The 16,784-nt window shown below is 59.0% G+C and carries 14 protein-coding genes; 6 read left to right on the top strand and 8 right to left on the bottom strand.

The features are described from left to right. Positions 1-225: 225 nt before the first annotated feature. From QMX93_RS24320 to QMX93_RS24335, 4 genes are all read right to left on the bottom strand, one after another. Positions 226-1,098 carry an ABC transporter permease subunit gene (locus QMX93_RS24320; RefSeq protein WP_053121094.1) on the bottom strand — a complete coding sequence of 291 codons (873 nt, stop codon included), beginning with the start codon at positions 1,096-1,098 and terminating at the stop codon, positions 226-228. Continuing rightward, positions 1,095-1,976 carry an ABC transporter permease subunit gene (locus QMX93_RS24325; RefSeq protein WP_163005261.1) on the bottom strand — a complete coding sequence of 294 codons (882 nt, stop codon included), beginning with the start codon at positions 1,974-1,976 and terminating at the stop codon, positions 1,095-1,097. The genes QMX93_RS24320 and QMX93_RS24325 overlap by 4 nt, the downstream gene beginning before the upstream one ends. A gap of 29 nt (positions 1,977-2,005) precedes the next feature. Continuing rightward, the gene (gene potA / locus QMX93_RS24330; protein WP_053121089.1) at positions 2,006-3,148 is read right to left on the bottom strand and encodes a polyamine ABC transporter ATP-binding protein; all 1,143 of its coding nucleotides are present in this window, start codon (positions 3,146-3,148) and stop codon (positions 2,006-2,008) included. A 277-nt stretch (positions 3,149-3,425) separates the two neighbouring features. Continuing rightward, on the bottom strand, positions 3,426-4,187 hold the full coding sequence (locus tag QMX93_RS24335) for a gamma-glutamyl-gamma-aminobutyrate hydrolase family protein (RefSeq protein WP_282358234.1): 762 nt from the start codon (positions 4,185-4,187) through the stop codon (positions 3,426-3,428). A 282-nt stretch (positions 4,188-4,469) separates the two neighbouring features. Here QMX93_RS24335 and QMX93_RS24340 point away from each other — a divergent pair, with 282 nt between their 5' ends. The 4 genes from QMX93_RS24340 to QMX93_RS24355 all read left to right on the top strand — a co-directional run bounded on the left by QMX93_RS24340 (position 4,470) and on the right by QMX93_RS24355 (position 9,774). Continuing rightward, positions 4,470-5,846, top strand: coding sequence for a glutamine synthetase family protein (locus tag QMX93_RS24340; RefSeq protein ID WP_159812436.1), 1,377 nt, complete (start codon positions 4,470-4,472; stop codon positions 5,844-5,846). Between the two features lie 184 nt (positions 5,847-6,030). Next, a complete protein-coding gene (locus QMX93_RS24345; protein WP_159812435.1) occupies positions 6,031-7,521 on the top strand; it encodes an aldehyde dehydrogenase in 1,491 nt (496 codons plus the stop codon). A gap of 53 nt (positions 7,522-7,574) precedes the next feature. Beyond that, the gene (locus QMX93_RS24350) at positions 7,575-8,858 is read left to right on the top strand and encodes an FAD-binding oxidoreductase (protein ID WP_053121085.1); all 1,284 of its coding nucleotides are present in this window, start codon (positions 7,575-7,577) and stop codon (positions 8,856-8,858) included. A 367-nt stretch (positions 8,859-9,225) separates the two neighbouring features. After that, entirely contained in the window at positions 9,226-9,774 is a 549-nt protein-coding gene (locus QMX93_RS24355; RefSeq protein WP_053121083.1) for a cupin domain-containing protein, read from the top strand. A gap of 85 nt (positions 9,775-9,859) precedes the next feature. On the opposite strand, the gene QMX93_RS24360 is transcribed toward QMX93_RS24355, so the two are convergent. Together QMX93_RS24360 and QMX93_RS24365 are read right to left on the bottom strand one after the other, a co-directional pair. Then, positions 9,860-10,291 (bottom strand): hypothetical protein, encoded by a 432-nt coding sequence (locus QMX93_RS24360; RefSeq protein WP_282358235.1) that lies wholly within the window; start codon positions 10,289-10,291, stop codon positions 9,860-9,862. Between the two features lie 255 nt (positions 10,292-10,546). After that, positions 10,547-11,323, bottom strand: a complete 777-nt coding sequence (locus tag QMX93_RS24365; protein ID WP_282358236.1) for an NAD(P)H-dependent oxidoreductase — start codon at positions 11,321-11,323, stop codon at positions 10,547-10,549. 61 nt (positions 11,324-11,384) lie between these two features. Between QMX93_RS24365 and QMX93_RS24370 the strand changes: the two genes are divergently transcribed. Both QMX93_RS24370 and QMX93_RS24375 read left to right on the top strand, forming a co-directional pair. After that, positions 11,385-12,302 (top strand): LysR family transcriptional regulator, encoded by a 918-nt coding sequence (locus QMX93_RS24370; protein WP_282358237.1) that lies wholly within the window; start codon positions 11,385-11,387, stop codon positions 12,300-12,302. Between the two features lie 255 nt (positions 12,303-12,557). Then, positions 12,558-13,343 carry a DeoR/GlpR family DNA-binding transcription regulator gene (locus tag QMX93_RS24375; RefSeq protein ID WP_282358238.1) on the top strand — a complete coding sequence of 262 codons (786 nt, stop codon included), beginning with the start codon at positions 12,558-12,560 and terminating at the stop codon, positions 13,341-13,343. A gap of 110 nt (positions 13,344-13,453) precedes the next feature. On the opposite strand, the gene QMX93_RS24380 is transcribed toward QMX93_RS24375, so the two are convergent. Together QMX93_RS24380 and QMX93_RS24385 are read right to left on the bottom strand one after the other, a co-directional pair. Beyond that, positions 13,454-14,737, bottom strand: a complete 1,284-nt coding sequence (locus tag QMX93_RS24380; protein WP_282358239.1) for an FAD-binding oxidoreductase — start codon at positions 14,735-14,737, stop codon at positions 13,454-13,456. Positions 14,738-14,882: 145 nt separating this feature from the next. Further along, entirely contained in the window at positions 14,883-16,247 is a 1,365-nt protein-coding gene (locus QMX93_RS24385) for a glutamine synthetase family protein (RefSeq protein WP_282358240.1), read from the bottom strand. Between the last annotated feature and the right edge of the window lie 537 nt (positions 16,248-16,784).

Below are 16,784 nucleotides of genomic sequence, written 5' to 3' on the forward strand. Positions count from 1 at the left end.
TGCTATCTGTTGATCTTCAAATGCAAAGTCAAAATATCGCAGCGGGCCGCAGCTCCTACAGAAGCTATCGGCTGTACGTGGAACTATGTGGCGAGGGGATTTATCCCCGCTCGGCTGCGAAGCAGTCGCAAAACCTGAATACAGAGTTTTCAGGTAGAACTGCTGGGGCCGCTTCGCAGCCGAACGGGGATAAATCCCCTCGCCACAGTTGTTCATCAGTGTTGCTTAGGCAGTCGCCGCTGCCGGCTGCTGCCACGACTCATTCGCGGTCTGATCCATTGCTTCCTGAATCGCACGCTTGCGGTTGGCTTCTGCCTTGCGGCCGAAGTACCAGACGAGGAAGGTCACCAGCGACACCGCGAGCAGAATCAGGCTCGCCACGGCGTTGATCTCAGGTTTCACGCCCAGTCGCACGGCCGAGAACACTTCCATCGGCAACGTCGTCGAACCCGGCCCGGACACGAAGCTCGCCAACACCAGGTCATCCAGCGACAAAGCGAACGACATCATCCCGCCCGCCGCCAGCGACGGCGCGATCATCGGGATGGTGATCAGGAAAAACACCTTGAACGGCTTCGCACCGAGGTCCATCGCCGCTTCTTCGATCGACAGATCCAGCTCGCGAAGGCGGGCGGAGACTACCACTGCCACATAAGCGGCACAAAACGTGGTGTGGGCGATCCAGATGGTGACGATGCCACGCTCCTGCGGCCAGCCGATCAACTGCGCCATTGCCACAAACAGCAGCAACAGCGACAGACCGGTGATCACTTCAGGCATCACCAACGGCGCGGTCACCAGGCCACCGAATAGAGTGCGGCCCTTGAAGCGAGTTACACGGGTCAGCACGAATGCCGCCAATGTGCCCAATGCCACGGCAGCAATCGCGGTGTAGCAGGCGATTTCCAGCGAGCGCACCACCGAGCCCATCAGTTGCGTGTTGTCGAGCAAACCGACGTACCACTTGATCGACCAGCCACCCCACACCGTCACCAGTTTCGAGGCGTTGAACGAGTAGATCACCAGAATCAGCATCGGCAGATAAATGAACATCAGGCCGAAGATCAACATGAACTTGGAAAAACCGAAGCGTTTCATCCCCGTGCCTCCATCTCTTTGGCCTGGCTGCGGTTGAACAGCAGAATCGGCACAATCAGGATCAACAGCATCACCACCGCCAGGGCAGATGCCACCGGCCAGTCGCGGTTATTGAAGAACTCTTGCCACAGCACGCGACCGATCATCAGCGTCTCCGGGCCACCCAGCAGTTCTGGAATCACAAACTCACCGACCACCGGAATGAATACCAGCATGCAACCGGCGATGATGCCGTTCTTGGCCAGCGGCACGGTGATTTTCCAGAAGTTGTTAAAGTTGCTCGAACCCAGATCCGACGCGGCTTCCAGCAGGCTGCCGTCGTGCTTGACGAGGTTAGCGTACAGCGGCAACACCATGAACGGCAGGTAGGCGTAAACCACGCCTATATAGACGGCGGTGTTGGTGTTGAGGATCTCGATCGGGTGATCGGTGAGCCCCGTCCACATCAGAAACGCGTTGAGCAGACCGTTGTTGCTGAGGATGCCCATCCACGCGTAAACGCGGATCAGGATCGCGGTCCAGGTTGGCATCATGATCAACAGCAGCAGGACGTTTTGCGTTTCCTTGCCGGTCTTGGTGATCGCGTAGGCCATCGGGAAACCGATCAGCAGGCACATCATCGTGCTCAGCGCCGCGACTTTCAGCGAACCGAGGTAGGCCGACAGGTACAGCTCGTCTTCGCCGAGCATGGTGTAGTTGCCGATGTTCAGCAGCAGCTGGAATTTCTGTTCGGCGTAGGTGTAGATCTCCGAGTACGGCGGGATCGACAGCGCGGCTTCCGAGAAACTGATCTTCATCACCAGAAAGAACGGCAGCATGAAGAACAGGAACAGCCAGATGAACGGAATACCGATCACCAGTTTTCGTCCGCTGGGCACCAGGCGCAGGAATTGCTGATTGAAGGTTCTCATGAGCGCAGTACCACGCCGCTGTCGTCTTCCCACCAGACGTAGACTTTGTCATCCCAGGTCGGACGCGCGCCACGGCGTTCGGCGTTGGCCATGAACGACTGGACGATTTTGCCGCCGGGCAATTCGACGTAGAACACCGAGTGGCCGCCGAGGTAAGCGATGTCATGCACCTTGCCTTCGGACCAGTTGTAGCGGAACTCCGGTTTAGTAGTGCTGACCAGCATTTTTTCCGGGCGGATCGCGTAGGTGATCGATTTGTCCTGCACTGAAGTGCTGACGCCGTGACCGACGTAAATTTTCTGCTGCAAGTCCGGGCTGTGGATGATCGCGTGACCTTCAAGGTCTTCCACCACGGTGCCGTCGAAGGCATTCACGTTGCCGATGAATTCGCAAACCATGCGGCTGACCGGTGCTTCATAAATGTCGATCGGGCTGCCGATCTGCGCGATCCAGCCCAGGTGCATGATGGCGATGCGCTCAGCCATGGTCATGGCTTCTTCCTGGTCGTGGGTCACCATCACGCAGGTCACGCCGACGCGTTCGATGATTTGCACCAGCTCCAGTTGCATCTGCGAACGCAGCTTTTTATCCAGCGCACCCATCGGTTCGTCGAGCAGCAACAGCTTTGGACGTTTGGCCAGCGAGCGGGCGAGGGCGACGCGTTGACGCTGACCGCCGGACAACTGATGCGGTTTGCGTTTGGCGTACTGGGTCATGTGCACGAGGCGCAGCATTTCATCGACGCGGGCATCGATTTCACTGGCCGGCAAACGGTCCTGCTTGAGGCCGAAGGCGATGTTCTGCGCGACGGTCATGTGTGGGAACAGCGCATAGGACTGGAACATCATGTTGATCGGCCGCTCGTACGGCGGCATGTCGGTGATGTCCACGCCGTCGAGCAGAATCCGCCCTTCAGTCGGCCGCTCGAAACCGGCAAGCATGCGCAGCAGGGTCGATTTGCCCGAACCGGAGCCGCCGAGCAGGGCGAAGATTTCGCCCTGATGGATCTCCAGGGACACATCGTCCACTGCCGTGGTTTCGTCGAACTTCTTGGTGACACGATCGACTTTCACCAGAACCTTTTTCGGTTGCTGATGACCTTCAAGTGCCTTCCGGTAAGTGCTGGAGGCGTTTGCCATGTGAAACTCCCAACAGGTTTCGTTCGCTCAGCCAACGTGGCCGGGCTTAAGTGGATTGCAAGCCTGCAGGTGCATTTCCGGTCGGATCACATCCCACAGGGTTTTGCGTTGATCCGGCGGTCTTGCTCCTGCCATCCGGCTTGTTCGGCGCCGCCGTCCTGGCTGCCTGGGTCGTACTTGTTGTTATTACAGGTGTCGCTGTTCACGAATGACGGATGTGCGCAGGCACACCCGACATCCGAGGGGGCAGTAAATCGTTACGTATTCTTGGGTTGGATCAGCGCTGGTTGCGCTGCGCCGCCCGTTGCCGGCAAGCCGCGCCGAATGCCTGGAAAATCTTCAGGTAGTTCGGGTTGTCCAGCACCTGCCATTCCGGATGCCATTGCACGCCGAGGGCAAAGGTCGGGCTGTCGGCGACCGAGATCGCTTCGATCAAACCGTCCGGTGCCACGGCTTCGGCACGCAGGCCGGGCGCGAGGCGGTCGATGCCTTGGCTGTGAATCGAATTGACTTGAAACTCACTCGGCAACTCGAGCGCTTCGAACACGCCACCGCCCAATACCGTCACGGCATGCGCCGGCGCGTACTGCACGGCGAGTTCCGGGCTGTCGGCCTCGCGGTGATCAAGCATGCCCGGCAGCTCGTGCACCTTCTGATGCAGGCTGCCGCCGAACGCCACGTTCATTTCCTGGAAACCACGGCAGATGCCGAGCACCGGAACGCCCGCCGCGATGGCTGCACGTAATAAAGGAAGAGTCGTGGCATCCCGCGCCGGATCGTGATCCGTGCCGGGTGCGCTGGCCGGGCCTTGATAGTGGAAAGGTTCCACGTTCGAGGGCGAGCCGGTCAGCAACAGACCGTCGAGTTGACCGAGCAGGTCATCGATTTCAGTCAGGTTGCCAAGGGAAGGAATGATCACTGGCAACCCGTTGGCGCCAACGCTGACAGCACGTAAGTACTTGTCACCGCTGATGTGATAGGGGTGCAGGCCAATCTGTTTGACGCACGCTGTAACGCCGATCAATGGCTTGAATGCCATTTTTATTCACCTCGAAGTTTGACACTTGAACGAGCTTTTCCGGAGCTTATCCGCGTTTATTTTAATTAACAACTGCCATGTAAAAAATTCTAAACGCCGTTCATCAAATCCTCATGAATCTAGGGGCTTTGGCGCCTGTGTTGGCACGAGAGTGTTAATAAAAGCCCTAAAAATAAACCCTTGGAGGCCAGCTGTTCGCTATTGACTTCACTTTGCCTTTCGGATTGACTGGCTGCGCAACACGGTGGTGAACATAATAATTAACAGCTAAATAGGTGCATCATGTCGGTCCCTCTGCGTACCGTTCAACTCAACGAAGCAAACGCATTCCTTAAGAAATATCCTGAGGTTTTGTACGTCGACCTTCTGATTGCGGATATGAACGGTGTGGTGCGCGGCAAGCGCATCGAACGCACCAGTCTTCATAAGGTTTACGAGAAAGGCATCAACCTGCCGGCCTCGCTTTTCGCCCTCGACATCAATGGCTCCACGGTGGAAAGCACCGGTCTGGGTCTGGACATCGGTGATGCTGACCGCATCTGCTATCCGATCCCTGGCACCCTGAGCATCGAGCCTTGGCAAAAGCGCCCGACCGCACAACTGTTAATGACCATGCACGAACTGGAAGGCCAGCCGTTCTTCGCTGACCCGCGTGAAGTGTTGGCCAACGTCGTGCGCAAGTTCGACGAAATGGGCCTGACCATCTGCGCCGCGTTCGAACTTGAGTTTTATCTGATCGACCAGGACAACGTGAACGGCCGTCCGCAGTCGCCACGTTCGCCAGTCTCCGGCAAGCGTCCGGTATCGACTCAGGTGTACCTGATCGACGATCTCGACGAATACGTCGACTGCCTGCAAGACATCCTCGAAGGCGCGAAAGAGCAGGGCATTCCTGCTGACGCCATCGTCAAGGAAAGCGCCCCGGCGCAATTCGAAGTCAACCTGCATCACGTCTCTGACCCGATCAAGGCGTGCGACTACGCCGTCCTGCTCAAGCGTCTGGTGAAGAACATCGCCTACGACCACGAGATGGACACCACCTTCATGGCCAAGCCGTATCCGGGCCAGGCGGGCAACGGTCTGCACGTACACATTTCGATCCTGGACAAAGAAGGCAACAACATCTTCGCCAGCGAGGATCCCGAGCAGAACGCCGCACTGCGTCACGCGATCGGCGGTGTGCTGGAGACCCTGCCTGCGCAAATGGCTTTCCTCTGCCCGAACGTCAACTCTTACCGCCGCTTTGGCGCGCAGTTCTACGTACCGAACTCGCCAAGCTGGGGCATCGACAACCGCACCGTGGCCGTGCGCGTACCGACCGGCTCACCGGACTCCGTGCGCATCGAGCACCGTGTTGCCGGTGCCGACGCCAACCCGTACTTGCTGATGGCGTCTGTTCTGGCCGGTATTCACCACGGTCTGACCAACAAGATCGAGCCGGGCGCGCCGGTTGAAGGCAACAGCTATGAGCAGAACGAACAGAGCCTGCCGAACAACCTGCGCGACGCACTGCGCGAGCTGGACGACAGCGAAGTCATGGCCAAGTACATCGACCCGCTGTACATCGACGTCTTCGTCGCGTGCAAGGAAAGCGAACTGGCCGAGTTCGAAAACTCGATCTCTGACCTTGAGTACAACTGGTATCTGCATACGGTCTGACGGTTGACCCACCGCCGTAACCCTGTAGGAGCTGCCGAAGGCTGCGATCTTTTGATCTTGCTTTTAAAAAATCAAAGTCAAAAGATCGCAGCCTTCGGCAGCTCCTACAGGGGATCGGGTTACCAGATTTTGATCGGCGGCGTTCGTCCGCCGATCACCCAATCCCCCTTGTCGAGCCACAACAATGACAACTACCCGCAACGACTGGGAACAACGCTTCCAGTCTCTGACCATCGAGTCCCGCGCGTTCATCAACGGTGAATATCGCCCGGCTATCAGCGGCGACACCTTCGAATGCCTGAGCCCTGTTGACGGCCGTTTCCTCGCCTCCGTGGCCAGCACCGATGAAGCCGACGCCAACCTCGCCGTTGAAGTCGCGCGCCAGTCTTTTGAATCCGGCGTGTGGGCGCACAAAGCCCCGGCCGAGCGCAAGCGCATCCTGATTCGCTTCGCCGATCTGATCCTGCAGAACCAGGAAGAACTGGCGCTGCTGGAAACCCTCGACATGGGTAAACCGATCAGCGATTCGATGAGCATCGACATCCCGGCGACCGCTAACGCGATCCGCTGGAGCGCCGAAGCCATCGACAAGATTTACGACGAAGTGGCCGCGACCCCGCACGACCAACTCGGCCTGATCACCCGCGAGCCTTCCGGCGTGGTTGCCGCGATCGTGCCGTGGAACTTCCCGTTGATCATGGCCAGTTGGAAATTCGCCCCGGCGCTGGCAGCGGGCAACTCGTTCATTCTGAAACCTTCGGAAAAGTCGCCACTGACGGCGATCCGCATCGCGCAACTGGCGCTCGATGCCGGCATTCCGAAAGGCGTGTTCAACGTGCTGCCAGGCTTCGGCCACACCGTCGGCAAAGCGTTGGCGTTGCACATGGACGTCGACGTGCTGGCCTTCACCGGCTCCACGGCGATTGCCAAGCAACTGATGATTTATGCCGGCCAAAGCAACATGAAACGCGTCTGGCTCGAAGCAGGGGGCAAGAGCCCGAACGTGGTGTTTGCCGACGCACCGGATTTGCGCGCGGCAGCACAAGCAGCGGCCGGCGCCATTGCGTTCAACCAGGGCGAAGTCTGCACCGCCGGTTCGCGCCTGCTGGTCGAGCGTTCGATCCGCGAGCAATTTATTCCGCTGTTGGTGGAAGCACTGCAAGCGTGGAAACCGGGTCACGCCCTCGATCCGGCCACCACCGTCGGTGCCGTGGTCGATCAGCGTCAACTCGACAACGTGCTGCGCTATATCAGCATCGGTCGCGAGCAGGGCGCCGAGCTGATTGCCGGCGGCCAGCGCACCCTCGAAGAAACCGGTGGCCTGTACGTGCAACCGGCGTTGTTCGACGGCGTGACCAACGCGATGACCATCGCTCAGGAAGAAATCTTCGGCCCGGTGCTGTCGCTGATCACCTTCGACACCGTTGAAGAAGCGCTGCAGATCGCCAATGACAGCATCTTCGGCCTCGCCGCCGGTGTCTGGACCAGCAACCTGAGCAAGGCGCACACCTTTGCGCGTGGCTTGCGTGCCGGCAGCGTCTGGGTCAACCAGTACGACGGCGGCGACATGACCGCACCGTTCGGTGGCTTCAAACAGTCGGGCAACGGTCGCGATAAATCGCTGCACGCGTTCGACAAGTACACCGAGCTGAAAGCGACCTGGATCAAGCTCTAACTCTTTTACCGCGGCGGTCGCCGGCAGTGATCGGCGACCTTCGGAGAACAAACATGAAACAGCAACACGTCAACAGCTACTACGCCGCCACCCGCAACGAAGTCATCGATTTTCCGATTCTCGAAGAAGCGGTGGACTGCGATGTCTGCATTATCGGCGCCGGCTACACCGGCCTGTCCTCGGCGCTGTTCCTGACCGAAGCCGGCTATAAAGTGACGGTGCTCGAAGCGGCGAAAGTCGGCTACGGCGCCAGCGGTCGCAACGGCGGCCAGCTGGTCAATTCCTACAGCCGCGACGTCGACGTGATCGAAGCGCGCTATGGCGACAAGACCGCAGAGATCCTCGGCAGCATGATTTTCGAAGGCGCCGACATCATCCGTTCGCGCATCAAGGATTACGACATCAAATGCGACTACCGCCCGGGCGGCATCTTCGCAGCGATGAACAAGAAACAACTCAACGGTCTGGCCGAGCAAAAACGCGGCTGGGAACGTTACGGCAACAACAACCTGAAGATGCTCGACGCGGCTGAGATTCGTCGCGAAGTCGGTTCCGACGCTTACGTTGGCGGCTTGCTCGACATGCAAGGCGGCCACGTTCATCCGTTGAACCTGGCACTCGGTGAAGCGGCAGCCATCGTGCGTCTGGGCGGCAAGATTTACGAGCAATCGGCTGCCGTGGAAATCAAATACGGCGAGCCGAACGTTATCCGTACTGCCAAAGGCCAGGTGCGCGCCAAGTATCTGTTGATCGCTGGCAACGCTTACCTACCGCAAGGTCTGGACAACCGCGTGACCGCGAAAAGCATGCCGTGCGGCTCGCAGATCGTCGTCACCGAACCGTTGACCGAAAAGCAGGCGCGCAGCCTGATCACCAACAACTATTGCGTTGAAGACTGCAATTACCTGTTGGATTACTACCGCCTGACTGCCGACAACCGTCTGTTGTACGGCGGCGGCGTGGTCTACGGCGCGCGTGAACCGGACGACATCGAACAACTGATCCGCCCGAAGATTCTCAAGACCTTCCCGCAGCTAAAAGACGTCAAAATCGACTACCGCTGGACCGGCAACTTCCTGCTGACCATGTCGCGTATGCCGCAATTCGGTCGCATCGAGAAAAACGCCTATTACATGCAAGGCTACAGCGGTCACGGCGTGACGTGCTCGCACCTGGCCGGCAAGCTGATCTCGGAAATGATCCGTGGCGATGCCGAGCGTTTCGATGCGTTCGCCTCGTTGCCGCACATGCCAATGCTCGGCGGCCGCACGTTCTCCGCGCCGTTGACCGCTCTTGGCGCCGTGTACTACTCGCTGCGCGACCGTTTCGGCATCTAAAGTTACCTCCCCGGCGACGGTCGCCAAGACCCCGCCGGTTTTTACATGATGTGCAGATCGTGCTGAATGTACGATCCGGCTGCTCCACCGCTATTTTTGTAGGAGCTGAGCTTGCTCGCGAAGGGGCCATTTCAGGCAACATCCCTGTCGCCTGACACACCGCATTCGCGGGCAAGCCTTGCTCCTACAGATTTCGGCGGGTGCATTTGCCCCACCGTCCATCGAACCTGCTGAGCAACACCACCAAACGTGATTTAATAGCCGCCTTTCACGGTTCCGGGACACGGGAGCAACGTGATCCGCGCCCTTGGCGCGTCACCCGCCACCCACCCCCATCGCCCTTAAGTCGTTCTCACATAAGGCTGTCATGGATACGGGTTCTCGACTCAAACTAGTACGCGAAAGCTACAAACTCTCCCAGCGCGAGCTGGCCCGGCGTAGCGGCGTGACCAATGCCACCATTTCCCTGATCGAACAGAATCGCGTCAGCCCCTCCGTCAGTTCACTGAAAAAGCTGCTCGAAGGCATCCCGATGTCCCTGGCCGACTTCTTCACCTTCGACCAGCCGCCGCGCGAACATCAATACGTCTTCCGCGCCAATGAACAGCCGGATCTCGGCCGTCATGGCCTGCGCCTGCTGCTGATCGGTGCCTCGGTGCCAAGCCGCCAGATGCGTTTGCTGCGCGAACAATACGCGCCGGGCGCAAGTTCCGGTGAAGAGCCGATCGTGCACGCCGAAGGCGAGGAGTGCGGGCTGGTCACGCGCGGCACTGTCGAGTTGACCGTCGACGGCCAGGTGAGCGTTTTGGGCGCGGGGGATGGTTACTACTTTCCCACCACGTTACCGCACAAGTTCCGCAATATCGGCGCCGATGAAGCCGAGATCATCAGTGCGAACACGCCGGCGAACTTCTAAGCCCGTCACTCTGAGCACACTAAAAACCGCAGCGATGCGGTTTTTTTGTGGGCACAAATCGAGCGATCAAAGTTTCAACGTTTAACTACTTCGCCTTCCACTGCCCGCCGCCATTCTCACAATCAATTCGCGCCTGGGCCAAATGCTCGACGTCGTAGTAATACGTGGTCACTTGCGCATTGTCGGGGATGTTTAGCGCCTTGGCGTTTTTGTCCTTGCTGGTGGAGTGCGGGTTGGCGAGCGATTCCTGAGTGATGGTCGCGATGCACGCGGCCTGAAAGTGATCCGCACAGTTTTCCACTTTGTTTTTTGTGCTGCTGAGCATGTCTTTGCTTTCGTTGGTGCACGACCAGTCGATGGCATTCACCGGCATGCCTTCGTATTCGTAGCAGCTATGGGTTTCGATGGCCGGCACCGAGGCGCTGGAAGATTGGGTCTGGACGTCGCAACCCTCGGCCATGACGCAAGTCGGGATGATGGCGAACGTGGCGATCAGCAACAGAAATCGAATGTTCATCGGAATTTCCTCGAAGAGGGCGCCGCGTCTAACGATGAATGGGCGCTTTAGAGTTTCGAGATGGCATAGAGGAAGGAGGTTCAATCGGTTTTGCGGGCGATCGGACGCCTGTGGCGAGGGGATTTATCCCCGTTGGGCTGCGAAGCAGCCCCAAAACCATACAACTCGGTCTGTCTGGAAAAATCCGTTTGCAGGGTTTGGCGCTGCTGCGCAGCCCAGCGGGGACAAATACCCTCCATAGGTTTGCGGCAAACATCAAATAATGTGCGCGGAAAAACCCTGTTGATCGGGCGCGACATCATCCTTCAACGTCAACGCCGGAATCTCGTACTCCCCGGCATTCTGCTGGCGAAACGTAATCGGCCGTGTACTCCACAATTCATCCAGCCTCCGCCCCAATTCTTCACACGTCTCGGCATACCGCGCCTCATCCATGCGGCTGGTGCGATACACCACGAACGGCGGCACCACTTCAAAACCGGGGTAATACAGAATCCCGTGCTGGATCGGAAACAGCAGATCGTCCATCGGGCCGTTGATCCCGCGTGGAGCGTAGTGCGATTCCCAGCCGCCGGTGGTGACCATCAACATCGCCCGTTTGCCTTGCATTTTCCCTTCGCCATAACGCTCACCCCAGCGGCTGTCGGAATGTTCGCCAACGCCGTAGGCAAAACCGTAGGCGTAGACGCGTTCGACCCAGCCTTTGAGGATCGCCGGCATCGAAAACCACCACATCGGGAACTGCAGAATCAGCGTGTCGGCCCACTGCAGTTTTTCCTGTTCGCGAGCGATGTCGGCGGCTTGGCTGCCTTCGGCGTACGCCACTTTTGAGTCGAGCGAGGCGTGGAACGGTTTTGTGGTGTCGCGCTCCGGGGCGTCGTCGGCGTCGAGGGTGGTTTTCCAATTCATCGCGTAGAGGTCGGAGACCTGCACGGTGTGGCCGGCGGCTTGCAGGCGCTGGACGCTGAAGTCGCGGAGCGAGCCGTTGAGGGAAGTCGGTTCAGGGTGGGCGTAGACCAGTAATACATTCATGTTGTAGCTCCGTTGGCTGAATGACGGCAGGATCGGCATTCAAGCGGTATATTGGAAATGAATGTCTGATATGTCTGGTATAGCCGTGAATAATTTGAGACGCCTCGATATCAATCTGCTGCTCACCCTCGACGTGTTGCTGTCCGAGCACAACGTCACCCGCGCCGCGCAGCGGCTGAACCTGTCGCAGCCCTCGGTGAGTGTACATCTGGCCAAGTTGCGCGACATTTTTGGCGACCCGTTGCTGCTGCCCGGGCCGCGCGGAATGCGCCCGACGGTGCGCGCCGATGAATTGCGCGAGCCGTTGCGCGAAGCGTTGGAGGCGTTGGAAAGGGCGGTCGCGCCGGCCAGCGCGTTTGATCCGGCGCAGGCGACGCACACCTGGAAAGTCGCTGCCACCGATTACGGTGAAACGACGGTGGTGTTACCGGCGCTCAGCGGATTACGCAAACAGGCACCGGGCACGCGATTGGCCGTGATCGATCTGACACCTGCGCAGTTGGTGAAACAGGCGGAGCAGGGCGTCTTCGACATCGCCCTGCACATCAGCGAAGACGCGCCGCTGGAGTTGCACTCGCGGCCATTGTTCACCGAACGCTATGTGCTGGCCGGTCGCATTGGTCATCCGGATTTGCAGCGCGTGCCAACGCGCAAACAGTTCTGCGCGTTGGAACACGTCCTGGTGTCGCGAGAGGGCGGAGGGTTTTTCGGGGTGACCGACAAGGCGTTGGCCGAGGTCGGTTTGCAACGAAAAGTGGTGCTGTCGGTGCCGCATTTTCTGATGGCGATGTCGGTGCTGGTCAGCACCGATCTGGTGGCGATGCTGCCGTCACGTCTGGTGCGCGGCAATCCGGCATTGCAAGTGGTCGACGCACCGCTGCCAGTGCCCGGTTACGAAATGGCGATGTTCTGGGGCGAACGCGCGCATCGCGATCCGGCACACAAGTGGCTGCGCGAACACCTGTTGGCGTCGGTCTGAGCCTTCATCACGCGTGACCAAGAGCTACCGCAAACGACACGACGATCATGCAAGCAAACGCGAAATTGAGATTCATGAGGTGTTCATCCTGAGCCTTTTAGAAGTGGGGCCATTCTGAACAGGCTGAAAGCAAAGAAAAAATTCGCCTTGTTGATTGCAATGATCGAAGTAATTGATACCCGCCGGTTTGTGTTTGCTCGAGGGTTTCGCTAGTCTCGCAGAAACCTGCAACTACAAGCACAAACAGGCATATCCATGCACGATCATTCCTCAGCCGAACTGCCTTCATTGCGCCGGCAAAAAATCCTCCTGCTCCTCGAACGCGACGGCAAAGTCATGGCGTCGGAGTTGAGTCAGCACTTCGCCGTCTCCGAAGACACCATCCGCCGCGACCTCGCCGAGCTGGATAGCGCCGGCCTTGTGCAGCGGGTTCACGGTGGAGCGTTGCCGCGTCCGAAAGATTCCGGCAAGGATTACTTCACGCGGCTGGATGAGACCGATGAGGTGAAAATCCGATTGGCGCAACTCGCGGCGCAGCAGGTCGAGGACGGGCAGATTGTGCTGTTTGATTCGGGTTCGACGACATTGCAGGTCGCTCGATCCCTGCGCCCTGATATTCAGATCACGGCAGTGACGGCTGCGCCGATGACGGCGATTGCGCTGGCGGAATTCAAGGGTGTGAAAGTGATTTTGGCGGGCGGGACGTTGAACCCACGGACGATGTCGGCGGGTGGGCATGAGGCGCTGCGCTTGCTGGCGGGGATCAAGGCCGATCTGGCGATTACCGGCGTCTGCGCGATTCATCCGGAGGTGGGGATTACTTCACTGCATTTTGATGAAGTGCCGGTGAAGCAGGCGATGCTCGATGGCGCGACGCGGGTGATTGCGGTGACTTCGGCGGACAAGTTGGGCGCGGTGGAGCCGTTTGTGGTGGCGCCTTGTACGCGCCTGCATACGCTGATTACCGAACGGCATCTGGCGTCGGGGAGTGTTGAGGATTATCGACGGTTGGGGATTGTTGTGGAGCAACTACAAGACTGAAGCCGCCTCCTGTAGGAGCTGCCGAAGGCTGCGATCTTTTGATTTTGATTTTAAAAAACAAGATCAAAAGATCGCAGCCTTCGGCAGCTCCTACTGGGGAGGGTGTTGGTTCAACGCAACTTTTCGAGCATCTGGTAGTACCACATGCCGGCAGCCAGCATCGGGTTGCCGAGCAAATCGCCCATCGGCACACGAATGTGCTGGCAACCCGCAAACGTGTCGAACTGCTCCATCTGCCCGGTGATCGCCCGGCTCATGATTTCGCCCATGATGTGCGTGGTGGCGATGCCGTGGCCGGAGTAGCCCTGGCAATACCAGACGTTGTCCGAGAGTTTGCCCAGTTGCGGGATGCGGTTGATGACGATGCCCATCGCGCAGCTCCACTGGTAATCGATCTGTACGCCTTTGAGCGCCGGGAAGGTTTGCTCGATGCACGGGCGCAGTTCGCCGGCGATGTCCCTTGAATCCTTGCCGCTGTAGTTGGCGCCGCCGCCGAACAACAGGCGCCCGTCGGCGGTGAGGCGGTAGTAATCGAGAACGAAGCGGCAGTCGTAGACCGCGAGGTCTTCGGGGTTGATCTGTTTGGCCAGATCACCGAGCGGCGCGGTGGTGACGATGCCGCCCATGGCCGGGAAGATCTTGCCCTTGAGCTTGCCCGGTTCGAGCTTGTGGTAGACGTCACCAGCGAGCATGACTTGTTTGGCGTCGATCTGGCCGTGAGCGGTTCTTATACCAGGCTTATCGCCATGAATGATCTCCAGCACTTCGCTGTTTTCGAAGATCAGCGCGCCGAGACTTTCCGCTGCCCGCGCTTCGCCGATGCACAGATTGAGCGGGTGCAGGTGCATGTTGCGAGTGTTCTTGATTGCGCCGTGATAGAGGTCGCTTTGCAGCAAATCGCGCACCTGACTGCGGTCGAGCAGGCTGACTTCATCGCCCAGCCCGCGACGCACGGCTTCTTCGTAGTCGTTGCGCAAATCGGGCATGTGGCTCGGCTTGTAGGCCGCGTGCAGATGACCGTGTTTGAGGTCGCACTGAATGGCGTATTTCGCCACGCGTTGCTTGATGATTTCGTGGCCGCGCCAGCGCAGGTGCCAGATGAAATCGTCGACGTCATCGCCGAGTTTCGCGCGCATCTGTTTGCGCATCGCGCCATCGCCGGAGAGGCTGCCGGTGACTTGCCCACCGTTGCGTCCGGTGGCGCCCCAGCCAATTTTGTTGCTCTCGACGATGGCGACTTTCAGGCCTTTTTCGGCGAGCTCGACGGCGGTGGCAACGCCAGTGAACCCGCCACCGATGATCACCACATCGACCGTCTGCCGACCTTGCAGGGTCGGGTAGTCGGTGTCCTGGTTGAGGGTGGCGGTGTAATAGGAATTGCAGCGTTCGGTCATGTCAGTGTCCACAAATTTCAAGGTCGGTACGCGATCCCTTGTAGGAGTGAGCCTGCTCGCGAAAGCGGTGTGTCAGGCAAATCATTGTTAACTGACAGGTCGCTATCGCGAGCAGGCTCACTCCTACAGGGGGAGGGGTGAGGGTTCAGGCTTCGGTCAGGTACCAACGCCAATCCTGCTCACCCACTTCAGCCATGAACTGCCGATACTCGGCACGCTTCACCGCCAGATACACCCCAAGAAACTCCCGCCCCAAGGCATCTCGCGCCCACGCCGATTTTTCCAGTGCCTGCAACGAGGTCAGCCAATCGGTCGGCAGCAATTCCTTCGCCTGCGCATAACCGTTGCCTTCAACCGGTGCGCCCGGATCAAGGTTTTCGCTAATGCCGCGATGAATGCCAGCAAGGATCGCCGCCGCTGCCAGATACGGGTTGGCATCGGCGCCGCAGATGCGGTGTTCGATGTGGCGGGTATTCGCCGGGCCACCCGGTACGCGCAGGCTGACGGTGCGGTTGTCGACACCCCAGGTCGGCGCCAACGGCGCGTAACTGTTGGCCTGGAAACGGCGGTACGAGTTGGCGTTCGGGCAGAACATCAGCAGCGTGTCGAGCAACGACGCGAGCATGCCGCCAATCGCCGTGCGCAGCAGCGGCGTGCCGGCCGGGTCTTCGGAAGCGAACAGATTGCGCCCCTCGGCATCCGCCAGACTGACGTGCATGTGCATGCCGGTGCCGGCCAGATTATCGAACGGTTTGGCCATGAACGTCGCTTGCATGCCGTGCTTGTGCGCGACCGCTTTGACCAGACGTTTGTAACGCACAGCCTGATCCATCGCTTCCAGCGCATCGCCGTGCTCGAGGGTGATTTCCACCTGACCCGGGGCGTATTCGGAGATTGCCGTGCGCGCCGGAATACCGTGCAGTTTGCAGGCGCTGTAGAGGTCGGCGAGGAACGGTTCGATCTGTTCCAGCTCGCGTAAACCGTAGACCTGTGTGTGTCGCGGTCGCCCACCGTCGGCGTCCAGTGCCGGTTGCGGACGACCGTTGTGATCGCGTTTGGCGTCGAGCAGATAGAACTCCAACTCGCAGGCCATCACCGGGTGATAACCCTCGGCTTTGAGGCCGTCGATAACCTTGATCAGCAGGTGACGCGGGTCGGCGATGCTCGCTGGCATGCCTTCCTTCGGGTGCATGCTGACTTGCACGGCGGCGGTCGGAATCTGCCGCCACGGCAGGCGCACCAGGCTGCCTTCCAATGGATAAACGCGGCAGTCGATATCGCCGACGTCCCAGACCAGACCGGAGTTTTCAACGTCTTCACCTTGCACGGTCAGGCCGAGGATGGTGCTTGGCAGCGGCCGACCACTTTCGTAAACGGCGAGCAGTTCTTCACGGTGCAACAGCTTGCCGCGCGGCACTCCGTTGGCGTCGAGAATGAACAGCTCGATCATGTCGATATCAGGGTTTTGGTCGAGGAACAGACGTGCGTCTTCAATCGCTGCGAATTTCATGGCAATCACTCAGAGTTGCGCCGCACAGGCGCGCAGATTCGGGCCAAGAGACAGTAATGGGCGAAAGCCCAGGTGTCCTGGCAGGGATATCGAAAGAGAAAAGGCCTACACGTTTTTCAGACGTGATCAGACAGAAACGCAGACATCCGGCGGGCGTGCGGAGTGACGCAACTTGGAACGGCGCAGGGCCATGGGGAGATTGACGATACGATTCATGCGCGGCCCCTATGACAGAGGGCGCACACAGCGGAGACGTTCAACGATTTTAGTTGTTGTAGATACGTACTCATAACGCGTGTTTCCGTTGGCGGAAAACGTCGGAGACGGGACTGACCCGTCGACCGGTGTGCCCGGATAGTAAGGGGGAATCCGCGGGCGTGTAAACGATCAATGTGAAATATCTTGAACACCTGCTTCTGACAACCCCTCTTGTGCAGGTTTGCCAAAAACCCTGTGGTGAGGGGATTTATCCCCGACGGGTTGCGCAGCAGCCCCAAAAAATCTGGGCCTGCTGCGCAGTCCATCGGGGATAAATCC

Origin of the sequence: Pseudomonas sp. PS01303 (genome assembly GCF_029959385.1) — a bacterium.
GTDB lineage: Bacteria > Pseudomonadota > Gammaproteobacteria > Pseudomonadales > Pseudomonadaceae > Aquipseudomonas > Aquipseudomonas rustica.

Excerpts from the sequence above, each read along its gene's own strand:
- QMX93_RS24320 (WP_053121094.1), bottom strand. The coding sequence starts at position 1,098 with ATGAAACGCTTCGGTTTTTCCAAGTTCATGTTGATCTTCGGCCTGATG.
- potA (WP_053121089.1), bottom strand. The coding sequence starts at position 3,148 with ATGGCAAACGCCTCCAGCACTTACCGGAAGGCACTTGAAGGTCATCAG.
- QMX93_RS24335 (WP_282358234.1), bottom strand. The coding sequence starts at position 4,187 with ATGGCATTCAAGCCATTGATCGGCGTTACAGCGTGCGTCAAACAGATT.
- QMX93_RS24340 (WP_159812436.1), top strand. The coding sequence starts at position 4,470 with ATGTCGGTCCCTCTGCGTACCGTTCAACTCAACGAAGCAAACGCATTC.
- QMX93_RS24345 (WP_159812435.1), top strand. The coding sequence starts at position 6,031 with ATGACAACTACCCGCAACGACTGGGAACAACGCTTCCAGTCTCTGACC.
- QMX93_RS24350 (WP_053121085.1), top strand. The coding sequence starts at position 7,575 with ATGAAACAGCAACACGTCAACAGCTACTACGCCGCCACCCGCAACGAA.
- QMX93_RS24355 (WP_053121083.1), top strand. The coding sequence starts at position 9,226 with ATGGATACGGGTTCTCGACTCAAACTAGTACGCGAAAGCTACAAACTC.
- QMX93_RS24360 (WP_282358235.1), bottom strand. The coding sequence starts at position 10,291 with ATGAACATTCGATTTCTGTTGCTGATCGCCACGTTCGCCATCATCCCG.
- QMX93_RS24365 (WP_282358236.1), bottom strand. The coding sequence starts at position 11,323 with ATGAATGTATTACTGGTCTACGCCCACCCTGAACCGACTTCCCTCAAC.
- QMX93_RS24370 (WP_282358237.1), top strand. The coding sequence starts at position 11,385 with ATGTCTGATATGTCTGGTATAGCCGTGAATAATTTGAGACGCCTCGAT.
- QMX93_RS24375 (WP_282358238.1), top strand. The coding sequence starts at position 12,558 with ATGCACGATCATTCCTCAGCCGAACTGCCTTCATTGCGCCGGCAAAAA.
- QMX93_RS24380 (WP_282358239.1), bottom strand. The coding sequence starts at position 14,737 with ATGACCGAACGCTGCAATTCCTATTACACCGCCACCCTCAACCAGGAC.
- QMX93_RS24385 (WP_282358240.1), bottom strand. The coding sequence starts at position 16,247 with ATGAAATTCGCAGCGATTGAAGACGCACGTCTGTTCCTCGACCAAAAC.